Annotated in this window: 13 protein-coding genes; 9 read left to right on the top strand and 4 right to left on the bottom strand. The window is 66.7% G+C overall.

Annotated elements, in window-relative coordinates:
• The first annotated feature begins 3 nt into the window (after positions 1-3).
• The 6 genes from BBX35_RS06700 to secD all read left to right on the top strand — a co-directional run bounded on the left by BBX35_RS06700 (position 4) and on the right by secD (position 6,780).
• A complete protein-coding gene (locus tag BBX35_RS06700; RefSeq protein WP_067217434.1) occupies positions 4-711 on the top strand; it encodes an SDR family NAD(P)-dependent oxidoreductase in 708 nt (235 codons plus the stop codon).
• 90 nt (positions 712-801) lie between these two features.
• Positions 802-1,980: a beta-ketothiolase BktB gene (gene bktB / locus BBX35_RS06695; protein WP_067217432.1), complete on the top strand. Its 1,179-nt coding sequence runs from the start codon at positions 802-804 to the stop codon at positions 1,978-1,980.
• 104 nt (positions 1,981-2,084) lie between these two features.
• Positions 2,085-2,999, top strand: a complete 915-nt coding sequence (gene prpB, locus BBX35_RS06690; RefSeq protein ID WP_067217429.1) for a methylisocitrate lyase — start codon at positions 2,085-2,087, stop codon at positions 2,997-2,999.
• Between the two features lie 53 nt (positions 3,000-3,052).
• A complete protein-coding gene (locus tag BBX35_RS06685; protein ID WP_067217426.1) occupies positions 3,053-3,439 on the top strand; it encodes a hypothetical protein in 387 nt (128 codons plus the stop codon).
• A gap of 87 nt (positions 3,440-3,526) precedes the next feature.
• Positions 3,527-3,739, top strand: a complete 213-nt coding sequence (locus BBX35_RS06680; RefSeq protein WP_067217424.1) for a hypothetical protein — start codon at positions 3,527-3,529, stop codon at positions 3,737-3,739.
• Positions 3,740-4,257: 518 nt separating this feature from the next.
• Positions 4,258-6,780: a protein translocase subunit SecD gene (secD, locus tag BBX35_RS06675; protein WP_067217421.1), complete on the top strand. Its 2,523-nt coding sequence runs from the start codon at positions 4,258-4,260 to the stop codon at positions 6,778-6,780.
• Positions 6,781-6,834: 54 nt separating this feature from the next.
• On the opposite strand, the gene BBX35_RS06670 is transcribed toward secD, so the two are convergent.
• Both BBX35_RS06670 and BBX35_RS06665 read right to left on the bottom strand, forming a co-directional pair.
• A complete protein-coding gene (locus BBX35_RS06670) occupies positions 6,835-9,069 on the bottom strand; it encodes a heavy metal translocating P-type ATPase (RefSeq protein WP_067217420.1) in 2,235 nt (744 codons plus the stop codon).
• A gap of 108 nt (positions 9,070-9,177) precedes the next feature.
• Complete coding sequence (locus tag BBX35_RS06665) at positions 9,178-9,591, bottom strand: MerR family transcriptional regulator (RefSeq protein ID WP_067217417.1); 414 nt, start codon at positions 9,589-9,591, stop codon at positions 9,178-9,180.
• A gap of 160 nt (positions 9,592-9,751) precedes the next feature.
• On the opposite strand from BBX35_RS06665, the gene BBX35_RS06660 reads away from it, so the two are divergent.
• Complete coding sequence (locus tag BBX35_RS06660) at positions 9,752-10,759, top strand: L,D-transpeptidase family protein (RefSeq protein ID WP_067217416.1); 1,008 nt, start codon at positions 9,752-9,754, stop codon at positions 10,757-10,759.
• Positions 10,760-11,175: 416 nt separating this feature from the next.
• On the top strand, positions 11,176-12,537 hold the full coding sequence (locus tag BBX35_RS06655; protein ID WP_067217414.1) for a GGDEF domain-containing protein: 1,362 nt from the start codon (positions 11,176-11,178) through the stop codon (positions 12,535-12,537).
• 26 nt (positions 12,538-12,563) lie between these two features.
• Here the strand turns inward: BBX35_RS06655 and BBX35_RS06650 are convergent, their stop codons facing one another.
• On the bottom strand, positions 12,564-13,304 hold the full coding sequence (locus tag BBX35_RS06650) for an RES family NAD+ phosphorylase (protein WP_067217412.1): 741 nt from the start codon (positions 13,302-13,304) through the stop codon (positions 12,564-12,566).
• A gap of 2 nt (positions 13,305-13,306) precedes the next feature.
• The gene (locus tag BBX35_RS06645; RefSeq protein ID WP_067217410.1) at positions 13,307-13,720 is read right to left on the bottom strand and encodes an MbcA/ParS/Xre antitoxin family protein; all 414 of its coding nucleotides are present in this window, start codon (positions 13,718-13,720) and stop codon (positions 13,307-13,309) included.
• 316 nt (positions 13,721-14,036) lie between these two features.
• Here BBX35_RS06645 and BBX35_RS06640 point away from each other — a divergent pair, with 316 nt between their 5' ends.
• Positions 14,037-14,450, top strand: a complete 414-nt coding sequence (locus BBX35_RS06640; RefSeq protein WP_067217407.1) for a BA14K family protein — start codon at positions 14,037-14,039, stop codon at positions 14,448-14,450.
• Positions 14,451-14,522: the final 72 nt, after the last annotated feature.

Here is a 14,522-nt window from a genome sequence, read left to right as displayed (position 1 = left end):
GCGATGGAACAGCCAGGAAAGATTGCGCTCGTGACCGGTGGCGGCACGGGGCTGGGGCAGGCTTGCGTGCGCAAGCTGCTGAACGACGGTTACCGGGTGGTGTCGCTCGGCCTCGATGTCGAGGAAAAGATCGACCACCCCTTGCACGAGGAGCGCAGGTTCGACGTGACCGACAGCGCGGCCATCGCGGCGCTTGCCGGCGAGTTCGACGGTGTCGACGCGCTGGTCACGGCGGCCGGCATCATCGTCCATGAGGGGCAGGAGTTCACCAACGAGGGCTTCGGCCGGGTGATGGAGGTCAACCTGCGCGGCACGCAGGAGATCTGCTTCGCGCTCGAAGGCGCGCTGAAGGCGCGGCGCGGGGCCATCGTCAACTTCGCGTCCATGTGGTCGACCTTCGGGTCCTCGCGCAACCCCGCCTATTCGGCGAGCAAGGGGGCGGTGGATTCCTTCACCCGTGCGCTCGCCGCCGCCTGGTCTGCCGACGGGGTGCGTACCAATGCCGTGGCGCCCGGCTGGGTGAAGACGCGCATGTCGATCAACGCGATGAACACGCCGGAACGCGCCGGTCCGATCCTCGCGCGCATTCCCATGGCGCGCTGGGGCGAGCCGTCGGAAGTGGCCGAGGCCGTCGGCTTCCTGGTGTCGCCGGCCGCCAGCTACATCAACGGCGTGACCTTGAGGATCGATGGCGGCTTTGCCATCGCCTGAGTTGCCGACCGGGCTTTCGTGTCTGGTCCCTCCCGCGCGGCGGATCCCCTCCCGGTCCGCCGCGCTCCTTCCCTTTCGAAAGACAGCATCATGACCAGAAACGTCGTCATCACCTCCGCCGTGCGCACCGCCATCGGAGATTTCGCGGGCGCTCTCTCCGGCCTGTCTCCGTGTGACCTCGGCGCGGCTGTCGCACGCGAGGCCATCGCCCGGTCTGGTGTCCCGGCGGACGAGATCGGACAGGCGGTGTTCGGCAATGTCATCCACACGGCGCCGGAGGACATGTATCTGTCCCGTGTCGTCGCCTTGCGCGCTGGCGTGCCGCAGACCTCGCCGGCGCTGACGCTGAACCGCCTGTGCGGCTCCGGCCTGCAGGCCATCGTGACGGCGGCAGAGGCGATCATGCTGGGCAACGCGGATGCGGCGCTGGCGGGCGGGGCGGAATCCATGAGCCGTTCCGGCCACCTGATGAGCCAGGCGCGTTTCGGCCAGAAGATGGGCGACGTTTCGGCGACCGACATGATGGTCGGCGCGCTGACCGATCCCTTCGGCAACGGCCATATGGGCATTACGGCCGAGAACATCGCCCGCCAGAAGGGGATCGACCGGGAAGCGCAGGACGCCTTTGCGCTGGAGTCTCACCGCCGGGCGGCCAAGGCCATCGCGGAAGGACGGTTCCGCGAGCAGATCCTGCCGATAACGGTGCGCAAGGGACGCGCGGAAGCCATCTTCGATACGGACGAGCATGTGCGCAGCGATGCGGCGCCGCAGGACATGTCGAAGCTGCGGCCAGCCTTCGACCGGGAGGGGTCGGTGACGGCCGGCAACGCGTCCGGCATCAACGACGGTGCGGCGGCCCTCGTGCTGATGGAGGCGGACCGCGCCGCCGAGCGCGGGCTGGAAAGCTGGGGCCGGATCGTTGCCTACGGGCTCGGCGGCGTCGCGCCCGACATCATGGGCATGGGGCCGGTTCCAGCTGTCCGTCAGGCGCTGACACGCGCGGGGCTGCAGATCTCGGACATGGATGTGATCGAATCCAACGAAGCCTTCGCCGCGCAGGCGCTTGCCGTGGCCCGCGAGCTGGACCTGCCGGACGACAGGACCAATCCGAATGGCGGTGCCGTGGCACTCGGCCATCCGATCGGCGCGTCGGGTGCGATCCTGATGGTCAAGCTGGTGCACGAGCTGAAGCGGATCGGCGGGCGCTACGGCCTCGCCACCATGTGCATCGGCGGCGGGCAGGGCATTGCCGTGATCGTCGAGCGCTGACGGGAAAAGGGCGGGGCTGACAGCGCGCTTCCGGCAGGCTATTTGCGGAGGCAAGGGCGATGCCGCCATGGCGGTGGCATCGTCAGGCCGCGTGAGGAAAGCCGATGCCCTATCTCGTTTCCAGCCACCTGTCCGACCGTCCCGCCGGCGAGCGTTTCCGTGCCCTGGTCGAGCGCGGAGGCATCGCCCGGCTGCCGGGTGCCCATAACGGCATGGCAGCGCTGCAGGCGAAGGCAGCGGGCTTCGAGGGGCTGTATCTTTCCGGCGCGGCGATGACCGCCTCGATGGGCATTCCCGATCTCGGCATCATCACCGTGGACGAGGTCGCCTTCTTCATCCGCCAGATCGCGCGCGCGGCTGGTCTTCCGCTGCTCGTCGACGGCGACACCGGCTATGGCGAGGCGCTCAACGTCATGCACATGGTGCGCACGTTCGAGGAGGCGGGCGCCGGCGCCGTGCATCTTGAGGATCAGCTGCTGCCGAAGAAGTGCGGGCATCTCAACGACAAGAAGCTCGCCGATGCCCGTGACATGGCGGCGAAGGTCGCAGCGGCCGCGAAGGCACGGCGGCATCTCTACATCGTCGCGCGGACGGATGCGGCGGCGAGCGAGGGCATCGACGGTGCGGTGGCGCGGGCGAAGCTCTACATGGAGGCGGGTGCCGATGCGATCTTCCCCGAGGCGCTGACGACGGCCGAGATGTTCCGCGAGTTCGCCGCGCGCATGCCCGGCGTGCCGCTGCTGGCCAACATGACCGAGTTCGGCCGCACGCCCTTCTTCACGGCGAGCGAGTTCGAGGAGATGGGCTACCGGATGGTGATCTGGCCGGTGTCCTCGCTGCGTGTCGCCAACAAAGCGCAGGAGAAGCTCTACGCGGCATTGGCGCGGGACGGCTCGACCAAGGCGATGCTCGACGAGATGCAGAGCCGTGCCGAGCTCTACGAGACCATCGGGCTTGGCCAATACGAGGCGCTCGATGCGTCCATCGTCGCCACCGTGCTGCCGGACGGCGCGACCTGAGCGGAGCCACTATTCCCGTCGTCTTTTGCCCGGCGCTCGTGTAGACTTTGCCGATGACGACGAACGGAACGGATGCAGGACGCCCGCTCCGCCCGGGGCGATGGATCATCGCGTTCCTGGCGGTGCTCTTCGCGTTTGCCGCAGCCATTCCCTATGGCGCGCGCTATCCGACGCCGAAACTCGCCGAGATCGTTCTCACCAACGATACAGGGTCCGGTGCCTCGGCCGTCCTGCCGAAGCTGGATCACGATGTCCGCCAGCGGTCGCTTCCGGTGCCGCCGCCCTCGGGCAGCGATCACGACGAAGCGATCATCCTGGCCTCGCCGATGCCCGCCGATGTGGTGGCGGAGATCGGCCTCGCCCTCGTCGACTGCTGCGCGGCCGTTCCCGGCCGTGCCGGCGCAGCGCATGCGCCGCGCGCTCCTCCCGTTTCCGCCTGAAACCTGCCGATGCCGCCTTCCGGCGGATGAGTGATTTCAGGGCACGCGCCGCAAGAGGATGCGGATGTGCCGACGCGGAGAGTTCCGATGCAGATCGTCATTGGGCTGGTCATTTTCGTGGCCGCAATCTTTTCCATCGTCTACAGCACCCCTCGCGAGAAGGGCATGTTCGCAGTTCTCGCCGCCCAGCCGGGCATGGCCTCGGTCATGGCGCTGGCGATCACCGCGCTTTTGATGGCCGGGCTGATCCTGACGGTTTCCGGGGTTGCCGAAATGGTGATGCCGGCCGCGGCGGGCTGACGCTCGCCCAAGGCCATCCGGCACCACATGATCGGCTTGCGGATTGCCGGGCGGCGTGATCGCGCCGTCGGGACAGGCTCGTTTTCCTGGCTGCTGCTGCCTGCGCTGTTGCTCCTGCTGGCAGCGGCGGGTGGCGGAGCTGTGCCTGGAGGCAGTCCGGAAGTTTCCTCCCAGGCTAGCGGCGAAAGTCGTTCGGACGGCAGAGCGACGCCCCCCCGTGCGGTCCTCGACCGCGACCGGGCGCGCCATCAGCTCCAGACGAGCCTGCGTCGCCAGGGCCTGACCACATCGGCGGGTCCGGATCGGCATGACCAGCTGGCGTCGGATCCCGTCGATCTGTCTGGACGGCGCCTCTTGTCTGTCAATGCGACGGAGCAGGAGGCTGCGTGCGCGTCCGGTCCGCTTTATGCGCAGGCGCGCGGACCACCCCTTCCTGTCTGATCGTCCGGCTTTCCGAGCCGGTTCCTGCCGGGCGTCCCGCGGGCGCCCGCCCGATCTCCTTTGCTTCGGATCAGACAATGAAAACGTCCCGATGGGTCCTTGTGACCTATACCCTCATCATTCTCTTCGGGCTGCTTGCCGCATTGCCCAACGTGTTCACCCCCGCCCAGCTCGAACGGATGCCGGGCTGGTTCCCCAAACAACAGGTCACGCTCGGTCTCGACCTGCGCGGCGGGTCGCATCTCGTCCTCGAGGTCGACGCGGATGCGCTCAAGGCCGACCGGCTCAAGAGCCTTGTCGCCGAGGCGAGGGCGCTGCTGCGCAAGGAGCAGGCGCAGGGCACCGTGCGCCAGGTCGGCGAAACCGTAGTGGTCTCCGTGCCCGATGCGGCGGCCCGCGCCGGCATCGTCAAGCAGCTGCGCGATCTGGCAACGCCGGTCGCCAATGGCGGCTTTGGAGCGCAGGTCTCCGATATCGAGATGACGAGCGAAGGCGATCTCATCCGACTCGGCTTCAGCGAGGCGGGCTTTCGCGACCGGCTGAACCAGGCGATCGACCAGAGCCTGGAGATCGTCCGCCAGCGCGTCGACCAGGTCGGCGTTGCCGAGCCGACGATCCAGCGGGTGGGTGCCGACCGGATCCTCGTCCAGCTGCCGGGCCTCAACGACCCGACCCGGCTGCGCGAGCTGCTCGGCTCCACCGCGCAGATGTCCTTCCACATGGTTGCGGACGTCGTGCCGGGCGCCCGGTTGCCGGCCGGCGTGAGCCTGCTGCCGGAGGAAAAGACAGGCCGCACCGTTGCGGTCGAGGACCGTGTCGCGCTCGGCGGCGATCATCTGACCGATGCCCGCGCCGGCTTCGACCAGCGCACCAGGGAACCCCTCGTCAGCTTCCACTTCGATACGTCGGGCGCACGCCAGTTCGCGCGCATCACCAGCCAGAATGTCGGCAAGCCCTTCGCCATCGTGCTCGACGGCAAGGTGCTGAGCGCTCCCGTGATCCGCGAGCCGATCACCGGCGGGACCGGGCAGATCAGCGGGTCCTTCACTGTCGAGGATACGGTGGTGCTGTCGGCGCTGCTGCGCGCCGGTGCACTTCCGGTGCCGCTCGTCGTCATCGAGGAGCGCACGGTCGGCCCGGATCTCGGCGGCGACGTCATCGAGATGGGCGTGGTCACCGGTCTTGCCGGCTTTGCGGCGGTGGTGGTGTTCATGGTCGCGCTGTATGGCGGCTGGGGCCTCTTCGCCAATTTCGCGCTGTTCCTCAACGTGGCGCTGACCGTCGGCCTGCTCAGTCTCTTGGGCGCGACGCTGACCCTGCCGGGCATTGCCGGCATTATCCTTGGCATCGGTCTTGCGGTGGATGCCAATATCCTGATCAACGAGCGCATACGCGAGGAGGCCAAGGCAGGGGCCAGCGCCTTCGCCGCCCTCGACCGGGGCTTCGGGCGGGCCTATTCCACCATCGTCGATGCCAATGTCACCTCGCTGATCGCAACGGGTCTGTTGTTCCTGTTCGGCTCGGGACCGGTGCGCGGGTTCGCGATCACCATGATGATCGGCATCTGCGTGTCGATGTTCACCGCCGTTGCGGTGGTGCGCATCCTGATGACCGAGTGGGTGCGCCGGCGCAAGCTCAAGACCATCTCCGTCGAGCCGCTGATCCGCATCGTGCCGGACGGGACCTCGATCTCGTTCATGAAGGCGCGCTTCTTCGGCATTGGCCTGTCCATCGTGCTGTCGCTGGCCTCCATCGGCCTGTTCATCAAGCCGGGCCTCAACTACGGCATCGACTTCAAGGGCGGCATCCAGGTGGAGGCATCGACGCCCGCGAGCGTCAGTCTCGGCACCCTGCGCGACGAACTCGGCAAGCTCGATCTCGGCGAGGTGTCGCTGCAGCAGATCGGCGACAACGTGCTGATCCGCGTCCAGCGGCAGGAGGGCGGAGAGACGGCCCAGACGCGTGCGGTGAGCGAGGTCCGCGACACGCTGCAACGGATCGATCCGGGCATCGGCATCGAGCGGACGGAAGTGGTCGGGCCGAAGGTCAGCGGCGAGCTCGCGCGCAACGGCGTCATCGCCGTGGTTCTCGCGAGCCTTGCCATGCTGGTCTACATCTGGTGGCGGTTCGAGTGGAATTTTGCCATCGGTGCCATCGCGACACTGGTGCTCGACACCACCAAGACCGTCGGGTTCTTTGCCCTCTTCGGGCTGGACTTCAACCTGACGGCGATTGCCGCGCTTTTGACCATCATCGGCTATTCGGTGAATGACAAGGTGGTGGTCTACGACCGCATGCGCGAGAACATCCGCATGTCGAAGAAGCGGGACCTCAGGTCGATCATCGACCTCAGCATCAACCAGGTGCTGGCCCGCTGTCTCTTCACCTCGGCCACCACGTTCCTGGCGATGCTGCCGATGGCGATATGGGGCGGCAATGCGGTGGAGAACTTCGCCCTGCCGATGCTGTTCGGCGTGGTGATCGCGACGAGCTCGTCGATCTTCATCGCAGCTCCGATCCTGCTTCTGCTCGGCGACTGGTGGACGCGGAGGAAAGAGGCGGCAGCCGCTGCCGCACCGGAGGCCGAGCGCACGGCCTGAGGCGGGAAACATGCTCCCCGGGGACCTGTTTGCAGGCCCCCGAGGAGCACCTCTTCACTTCATTCCGCGCCAGGCGAGCAGGCGCATCGCGTTGGCGGTCACCAGAACGGTGGCGCCTGTATCGGCAAGGATCGCTGGCCACAGGCCGGTGACGCCGAGCACGGTGGTCACCAGGAAGACGGCCTTCAGGCCGAGCGCGATGGTGATGTTCTGCCAGATGTTGCGCATGGTCGCCCGCGACAGGGCGATCATGTCGGCAACGTCGGTGACGCGGCCATGCAGGATTGCCGCGTCGGCGGTTTCCAGCGCGACGTCGGTGCCGCCGCCCATGGCGATGCCGATATCGGCAGCGGCAAGCGCGGGGGCATCGTTGATGCCGTCGCCGACCTTGGCGACGCGGTAACCCTTCGCACGCATCTCCCCGACGATCCGCTGCTTGTCTTGCGGCAGCAGCTCGGCATGGACCTCGATGCCGAGCGTCCCGCCAATGGCTTTCGCGGTGCGGGCATTGTCGCCGGTCAGCATCACCGCCTCTGCCCCCAGCCGGCGCAGGGCCGCAAGACCCTCGACCGCATCCTCGCGCGGCTCGTCGCGCAGGGCGATCAGGCCGGCGATCGTGTTGTCCACCAGCAGCAGCGAGACGGTCTTGCCGTCGTCGTTGAGCGCGGCGATACGCGTTTGCAGCGCGCTGTCGAGCGGAGCGGTCTCGGCGGCGGCACGAGGCGAGGCCAGCAGCAGCCGGCGCCCCTCCAGCGTTCCGGTGACGCCCTTGCCGCCAAGGGCGGCCGCATCGGAGGCCGGCGTGATGGCGATGCCGTCGCGTTCGGCGCGGCCGAGGATGGCGCGGGCCAGCGGATGGCTCGATCCCGCCTCCAGGGCGGCGGCAAGGCGCAGCACCTCGCGCTCGTCCATGCCGATGCCGGCAATATCCGTTACCTGCGGCTTTCCTTCTGTGAGCGTGCCGGTCTTGTCGAAGGCGGCATGGTCGATGCGGCCGAGCCCCTCCAGCACGGCGCCGCCCTTCATCAGGAGGCCGCGGCGGGCGCCGGCCGAAAGGGCGGCGGCGATGGCGGCCGGGGTCGAGATGACGAGGGCGCAAGGGCAGCCGATCAACAGGACGGCAAGGCCGCGATAGATCCAGGTGGCCCATTCCGCTCCGCCGACGAGCGGCGGGAGCACGGCGATCAGTGCGGCAACGACCATGACGCCCGGCGTGTAGTAGCGCGAGAAGCGGTCGATGAAGCGCTCGGTCGGTGCCTTGGACTCCTGCGCCTCCTCGACGAGAGCAATGACGCGGGAGATGGTGTTGTCGGCGGCTGCGGCGGTAACCTCCACCCGCAGGACGCCCTCCTGGTTCACGGTGCCGGCAAAGACCGTGTCGCCCGGCTCCTTGCGCTTTGGCACGGATTCACCGGTCACGGGAGCCTCGTCGACGGCGCTTTCACCGGACAGGACGGTACCGTCGGCCGGAACCCGGTCGCCGGGACGCACCAACACCACAGCTCCGACGGCGAGGCTGTCGGCCGGGACGGTCTCGGTCTTGCCCTCCCGTTCCAGCAGCGCGGTTTTCGGCATCAGGTCGGCAAGGGCGCGGATCGAGGCGCGGGCGCGGCCGGTGGCGATGCCCTCCAGCAGCTCGCCGATCAGGAACAGCACGACGACAACGGCCGCTTCTTCGGCGGCATCGATGACCACGGCGCCGGCCGCGGCCACCGTCATCAGGGTCTCGATGGAGAAAGGGCTGCCGTTCATCGCACCGGCAAGCGCGCGGCGGGCAATCGGCACCAGTCCGACCGCCATGGCGAGGGTGAAGCTCCAGAATGCGGTCTGGGGGAAAATGTGGGCAACTGCGAAGGCGACGGCCAGCGCAGCGGCGCAGAGTATGGTCAGGTGCGCCTTGGAGCTGCGCCACCAGGGGCCGTCGATCCGGGCGTGGTGATGCTGGTGCCCGTGATCGCTCGCGTGATCGTCGTCATGATCATGGTCGCCGTGATCATGACCGTGTCCGCCGCAGCAAGCCGTTGCGCCGGTCGGGTTTTCGTCTGTCTTGCCGTGCGCAGGCTCGCGGGCAAGCAGCGAAGTCCGGTATCCGAGGCTGTCGACCTTGCGGGCGACTTCGGCAAGATCTGCGTCTTCGCCATGGATCACGGTCATGGTGCCGGCGACCACGGACACGCGGACATCGTCGATCTCGGGCAACCGGCGGACAGCGCGGTCGATCTTGCTGGCGCAGCTGGCGCAATCCATCCCTTCCACGCGGAAGCGGCTGAGGCGGTCGGTGGCGCTCATATGGTCAACTCCTTTGGTCAGGAGCAGGACCATAAGACCTCTAGCGACTAGAGGATCAAGGGCTGCAACGCAGTTTTTTCCTCAAGCGATATCGGAGGAGGGCCGGGGTCAATGGTCGGTGCTGCACATCTCGTGATTGGCCAGCGAGCGGATCACGTAGCAATCCCTGACGTGATCGCCGTGACAGGTGCCGACCATGCGGGCCAGTTCGCCTTCCAGCCGCTGCAGCCGCGCGATCTTGTCGCGGACGATATCGAGCTGTCGTGCGGCAATCTCGTCGGCATGGGTGCAGGGGCGCTCCGGATGGCCGCTGAGGTCGATCAGCTCGCGGACCGCCTCCAGGGTGAAGCCGAGGTCGCGCGCATGCTTGATGAAGCCGAGCCGGTCGAGATGCGCCGCGTCGTAGCGCCGCTGGTTGCCTTCCGTGCGGCCCGCGGCCTCCAGCAGGCCCATCTGCTCGTAATAACGGATCGTCGGCACCTTGACGCCGGTCTGCCGCGAAAGATCGCCGATAGAGTACATCGCAAACCTCCAGTTTATGGAGATATGGTCCTTCAGGCGGTGCGGCGTCAAGTTCACGCAATCGCGAATTGCGGCGCGAGCAACTTGGCATTAACCGTGTCCGGCGAGACTGGACATCTGTCGGCGGGCGGGGCGGCACGAACGAGATCCTGGCAAGCGAATGATGTTTAAACCAGCAAAAGCGGCTGCCTTCCTGGTTATCGCAGCCCTGTTGAGCGGCTGCGCGACGAGCGAGTATGCCGATGACGGCCGGGGATCGAAGCCGATCCCCTCGAAGCTTCTTTCGATGATGTCGGAGAAGTCGATGTCGCCGTCCGCGCCCGTCGTGGTGCGAATCTTCAAGCAGGAGAGCGAGCTCGAGGTCTGGAAGCAGGATCGTTCGGGCCGGTTCGCGCTGCTCAAGACCTATCCGATCTGCCGCTGGTCCGGAAAGCTGGGGCCCAAGCGCAAGCAGGGCGACCGCCAGGCGCCGGAGGGCTTCTATCACGTCAATGCCGGCCTGCTGAACCCGCGTTCGCAGTACTATCTGGCCTTCAACCTCGGCTTTCCCAACAAGCTGGAACGGGCGCTCGGCTATTCCGGCAGCGCTCTGATGGTCCACGGCGCCTGTTCCTCTTCGGGCTGCTATGCGCTGACCGACGAGGGTGTGGAGGAAATCTACCCGGTGGTGCGCGACGCGCTGAAGGGCGGGCAATCCGCCTTCCAGGTCCAGGTGTATCCGTTCCGCATGACGCCGGAGAACATGGCACGGCACCGGAACGACGGGAATTTCGCGTTCTGGAGCAATCTCAAGACCGGCTACGACATTTTCGAGGTGACCCGCCAGCCGCCGAAGGTTTCCATGTGCGGCGGACGCTATGTCTTCGACAAGGAGTTCGTCGGCGGCGAGCCGAAGGATCCGCTTGCTGCCTGTCCGCCGGCGGTCAGCAAGGTGCCGGAGGCGGTGGCCAGCAAGTCGGAGGCGGACCGGGTGGCGATGCAGTCGCTGATCTCCAGCGGTCTTGCCCTCACCGCGCCGTCCTATTCCGACGGCGGCATGCATCCCGCGTTCCGCCGCCTGCTGCAGCGGGATGGGGAGGACGCGCTGTCCCGGCGCACCTCGCGCACCTCCGTGCCGGTCAGCCGACCGAGCGCAGCGCTCGCCGACCCGCATATGGCGAAGGATTGATTACGTATAATTGACAGTACTCCCGAGGCTTAAGGCGATCGGGGAGAGCGTCGCTGCGGTGAGCGTGCGGCGCTGTCCCCGGCTCGTGAAGAGCGCCCGGGTGTTACGGTGCCCGTCTTTTGAAAATTCGCGCCAATTCTTCTGTATTCGGCTGGATATTCGAGATTATTTTCGTATCAAGTCTTTCGTTATCTCGTGTTTTTAGACGGTAAATTGCAATAATTCATTGGAATGCATTTTTCTGAAAGTCGTCGTTGATATGCTCCGGATTGTCGCCTAATTCTCATCTGGCTTGCCGCGAGGGGAGCTGGTTTGCGAAATGGGCTGTGAGGGGCGCCATGTCCTTGAGCGTTGAAACCTCTCCCGAGGGGAAAGTCGCCGGACGGCACGGTGCGGGGGCCCTGGCTACACCCCTGATGATCGGTCTGGTGGTTCTGGCCGCCTGCCTGTTCGGCATCTACACGCGGCCGGCCGATTTTCTTGCAACGCTCTGGCCTGCCAACGCGATTCTGCTTGCGATGATCATCCGCATGCCGGGAGCGGCGCGGCCGACCACCTGGATCTGCGCTGCTGTCGGTTACGTCTCGGCAGATCTGCTGACCGGCTCCTCGTTCACGATGACGGCAGTTCTCACCGCTGCGAACATGTTCGGCGTGGCGGTGGGGTATGCGGTGCATTTGTGGCATCCGGACAGGATACGCTCGTTGCGGGAGCCGGCCTCCGTGCTCTGGCTGGCCTTTGTCGCCGCCGCTGCTGCCGCTTCCGCCGGCCTTTTCGGCATGCTTGCGAACCCGCTGCTGTTTCAGCGCAGTGTGGCCGCCGGCTGGTCGTTCTGGTTCGCCACGGAGTTCGTCAACTACGTCACCATCCTGCCTGTCCTGCTTTCCGCGCCGCCGCTGGCAATCATGGTCGCGCGCTGGAAGACGTCGCGGCTCGCCATCCGGGGCGCCGATATCCTGCCTGTTCTGGCGGTGATCGCTGCGGGAGGCGCCGCCGCGCTGATCGGCGGGGCCGGATCCGTCGCCTTTCCGGTTCCCGCCCTGTTGTGGTGCGCCATCGTCTATCCGATCTTCCCGACGGCGGCGCTCACCCTGATCTCGGGAGTATGGACGCTGGCCGCCGTGTCCACCGGCCTCGTCGGCAGCCAGTTCGTTCCCGACAACGAGATCGATCTCGTGTCCGTCCGGCTGGGAATTTCGCTGGTGGCGCTGGCGCCGATCATGCTGGCCTGCGTCATGCAGAGCCGCAACGAGTTGCTGGCGCGGCTCCATCACATGGCGATGCACGATCCGCTCACAGGTGCGCGCAACCGCATTTCCTTCAGGGCAACAGCCGAACACATCCTGCAAGAGCGCCGAGATGCGCCTTTCGCCTTGATGATGATCGATCTCGATCACTTCAAGGCGGTGAACGACCGGTTCGGACATGCGGCCGGCGACAAGGCTCTCGCCTCGTTCGGAGAGCATGCAAGGGCGTGTTTGCGCGCCGACGATCTCCTGGGGCGGCTCGGGGGCGAGGAATTCGCCATCCTCGTGTCGAATTGCAGTCCGCAGCACGCGGTAGGGCTTGCCGAGCGCATGCGCAATCTGGTTCGCACTCCCATTGCCCTGGATAACGGCGGCTCGCTGGAGGTGACTGCGAGCATCGGCCTACTGGTCATTCAACCGGGAGACGGTCGCAGCATCGGCGAGTTGCTGCCGGTGGCCGACAAGCTGCTGTATGCGGCCAAGGAAAAGGGGCGCAACAGGGTGGAAACCGGCGGCGCCGCGACCGCCTGAGAGGCCGGGCTTGCAGAGGCCGCCGGTCAGGCCTCGATCCTGAAGATCCGCCCGCGCGGGTTTTCGCCCGCGGCCTCGTGGATCTTGACCATATCGATGCGCTTGCCGTCCCAGTGGCAGGTGAGGTGGCAGGCCTGGATCGGCACGGACATCACATCGGGATGGAAGGCAGCGAAGCAGGCTCCGCCGTCGTGACGCACGCTCGGATAGGCGATGCCGTTGTGGCCTGCAGCTCGGATCTCGGCCGCGAAGGTCTGGGACGGACCGTAGTCGTCCGGGTCGAGCAGGGGGGCGGCAGCCGGGTCTTCCCTGGTCAGGTCGACCATGTCCGCATCGATTTCGCCAACGAGTTCGCGCATGTCGGCGATCCAGCCGGGCGCTTCGCCGGTGGCTGCGAAGAACCTTGCCTGGTGGTGGGCGACCTCGAACAGCGCGGTGTCGAAGGACCTGGCGGCATAGAAGGCGCCGAAGCTGCCGTCGTGGAACCGCCCCTTGCGCTCCGGAGAAACGTGGGTGAAGGGCGCCATCACATAGGAGGCGCCGGGCCCGCTGACCCTGCGGCCGGCCGGCACGAGGTCGAGCGAGCCGATCGTCTCGGCAACGCGCGGATTGCTTTTCGCCTCGGCGGCAGCGAGCAACTCCCAGTCGGCCGGGTCGGCAATGTCCTCGAACAGGTCGATGGGTGGGTAGGCGGAGCTGATCAGGCGGTGATAGCGCGGCCAGACGAGCCGCGTTGTCGCGAAGCCACCGGGCAGGGCGGTGCTCATCGTCACCACTGGCCGCGCCGGGCATCGAGATAGCGGCGCACGCGCATGAGATCGGTGATACGCCCGTCCAGCATCACGTCCAGCGCCGAGCGGCCGTCGAAATCGGCATTGGCGCGGCTCACCCAGCCGTAGCCGCGCTCCGCATCGCGAAACAGCATGCGCAGCGCCTTGTGAATGCCGAGGAGGTTGGACATGCGTTCGGCAAGGTCGATGCCGGCACGGCCGGGCGATCCCGACTTCCAGCGCTGGTAGGTGCGGACCGAGATGTCGCCGAGAAGACGGCTGGCCTGTTCGTCGGTGAGGTCCCAGCGCTCGAAAAGATTGACCACCGCCTGCTGCATGGCGGCGATCTCCGCGCGGGAGAACTGGGCAACGGGATCCGGTGTTACCGGAGATACGGGACGAAGTGCGGGCATGAGTGCCTCCTGTCATTTGGCATGATATATGAATTTCACGACAAATGACAAGTCGCGCGGAACTTCTTAAGCAATGCGGCGTTTTGGCCAGTGAACGTCGCCGGGATGATCTGCGTCACAGTCCTGCCCTGCTCGCAGGACTAAGCTTTCTCCATCATGATCGCTGATCGCGATGGTGTGCGGCGCCGAGGCGTCGGGTCGTGTCGTGGAGGCCCTGCACGGGCCCCGCGAGAATGTCCGCCCCGCCTTTCCCCCGCCGGCAGCGTGTGCTGCCGGACAGGCGGAGCAGACCGCAAGGCCGAAAGGAGACAGGACCATGCGTTTCAGACACACTTGCGCGGCAGCGGCAATCGCTGTTGCCTCCATGATCGGCTTCGGGTCCGGAACGCCGGCAGAAGCTGCGACAGCCGGTAATGCGGCAAGGGCGCTGGCGCCGCTGGTCGATGTGGCGCCCGACGCCCGCCAGGGCGGCCTTGTCGAGAAGACCTGGCATCGCGGCCGCCCGCACCGGGTGCGTCCGCGTCATCGTTGGCGCCCGCGCCACCGCTGGGGTCCGCCGGTCTATGCGCCGCGCCCGCGCTACCGCGTGCCGCCGCGCGCACATCGAGGTTTCCCGCGCGCGCACTATGCCTGGTGCAATCAGCGCTATCGGTCGTATCGCGCGTCCGACAACAGCTTCCAGCCCTATAACGGCCCGCGTCGCCCCTGCGTGTCGCCCTATATCCGCTAAGGCTTGAAGCGAGTTCGAAGATCGAAGGCCGCCGCCGGCTTCTTCCGGCGGCGGCCTTTTTGTGTTCCGGCC

This window comes from Stappia indica, from assembly GCF_001696535.1.
GTDB lineage: Bacteria > Pseudomonadota > Alphaproteobacteria > Rhizobiales > Stappiaceae > Stappia > Stappia indica.
Note: the sequence above shows the minus strand (reverse complement) of the source record. Positions and strands in the feature narration are given on the sequence as shown.

What these genes read in the sequence shown, in the direction of transcription:
- BBX35_RS06700 (WP_067217434.1), top strand. Translation starts at nt 4, where the DNA reads ATGGAACAGCCAGGAAAGATTGCGCTCGTGACCGGTGGCGGCACGGGG.
- bktB (WP_067217432.1), top strand. Translation starts at nt 802, where the DNA reads ATGACCAGAAACGTCGTCATCACCTCCGCCGTGCGCACCGCCATCGGA.
- prpB (WP_067217429.1), top strand. Translation starts at nt 2,085, where the DNA reads ATGCCCTATCTCGTTTCCAGCCACCTGTCCGACCGTCCCGCCGGCGAG.
- BBX35_RS06685 (WP_067217426.1), top strand. Translation starts at nt 3,053, where the DNA reads ATGACGACGAACGGAACGGATGCAGGACGCCCGCTCCGCCCGGGGCGA.
- BBX35_RS06680 (WP_067217424.1), top strand. Translation starts at nt 3,527, where the DNA reads ATGCAGATCGTCATTGGGCTGGTCATTTTCGTGGCCGCAATCTTTTCC.
- secD (WP_067217421.1), top strand. Translation starts at nt 4,258, where the DNA reads ATGAAAACGTCCCGATGGGTCCTTGTGACCTATACCCTCATCATTCTC.
- BBX35_RS06670 (WP_067217420.1), bottom strand. Translation starts at nt 9,069, where the DNA reads ATGAGCGCCACCGACCGCCTCAGCCGCTTCCGCGTGGAAGGGATGGAT.
- BBX35_RS06665 (WP_067217417.1), bottom strand. Translation starts at nt 9,591, where the DNA reads ATGTACTCTATCGGCGATCTTTCGCGGCAGACCGGCGTCAAGGTGCCG.
- BBX35_RS06660 (WP_067217416.1), top strand. Translation starts at nt 9,752, where the DNA reads ATGATGTTTAAACCAGCAAAAGCGGCTGCCTTCCTGGTTATCGCAGCC.
- BBX35_RS06655 (WP_067217414.1), top strand. Translation starts at nt 11,176, where the DNA reads ATGATCGGTCTGGTGGTTCTGGCCGCCTGCCTGTTCGGCATCTACACG.
- BBX35_RS06650 (WP_067217412.1), bottom strand. Translation starts at nt 13,304, where the DNA reads ATGAGCACCGCCCTGCCCGGTGGCTTCGCGACAACGCGGCTCGTCTGG.
- BBX35_RS06645 (WP_067217410.1), bottom strand. Translation starts at nt 13,720, where the DNA reads ATGCCCGCACTTCGTCCCGTATCTCCGGTAACACCGGATCCCGTTGCC.
- BBX35_RS06640 (WP_067217407.1), top strand. Translation starts at nt 14,037, where the DNA reads ATGCGTTTCAGACACACTTGCGCGGCAGCGGCAATCGCTGTTGCCTCC.